This window comes from Limimaricola litoreus (assembly GCF_024159025.1).
GTDB lineage: Bacteria > Pseudomonadota > Alphaproteobacteria > Rhodobacterales > Rhodobacteraceae > Limimaricola > Limimaricola litoreus.
Genome location: NZ_JAMYXC010000178.1, coordinates 1 through 750, shown reverse-complemented (window position 1 = coordinate 750; position 750 = coordinate 1). Strand labels below are relative to the sequence as shown.

1 protein-coding gene is annotated in these 750 nt (G+C 72.4%); it reads right to left on the bottom strand.

Features of this window, described 5'->3' with window-relative positions:
- A partial coding sequence (locus NHG85_RS11700) for an aldolase/citrate lyase/malate synthase family protein (RefSeq protein ID WP_502213721.1) occupies window positions 1-750 on the bottom strand: 750 nt, incomplete at both ends.

The following is a 750-nucleotide window of genomic DNA, read 5'->3' as shown; positions in this document are numbered from 1 at the left end:
CGGCAAGCCAGAGCCCGTCGCAGCCCTCGTCGATCGGGCGGCGCAGATCGCCCGGCTCGGCGCTGTCGGGCGCTTCGGCGATGGCGTGGGTGCCCCGGCGATGCGCGACCTTGACCATGCGCGCGGCGCAGGTGCCGAGAAACGCGGCCTCGGGATCGAGCTTTGCGGGCAGCACCGCGTCCGCATGGGCGCGCATCAGCCGCAGGTAGGAGGCGGTGAGCGGCGCGCGGCGCAGCGTCAGCCCGAGCGCGCGGGCCTGCAGCTCCGACAGGATCTCGTCCATCTCGAAGCCCGCGTTGACGCTCTCGATCGAGACCTCGGCGCGGATCGTGCCGGGGGCGAGGCCCGCACGCTCTTCCGCGATGTCGAGGATCTCGGACCAGAGCCGCGCCTCGCGGTGGCTGTCGATGCCGCCGATCTGCAGCCAGGGCCCCATGCCGCGCGCCGAAAGCGGCGCGGCGAGAAGGGTGACGATCAGGGCGACGTCGAACAGCCCGGCCGAAACCGGATGCCCGCCGATCAGGAGCGCCGGTTCGTCACGCTCCAGGGGGCGCGGGCGGATCAGCATCGGCGTGTCGCCGTCGGGTGCCTCGATCAGCGCGGCGATCCCGGCGATCAGATTGGCAAAGCCGGGCGCCGTGGTCTCTTCGAGATCGACGAGCAGCGTCGCGGCGCCGTTTCCGCGGGCCATGGCCAGCGCCTCGGCCTCGGCGGCGGTATTGGCAAAGACGCCCGACATGACGAAGACCA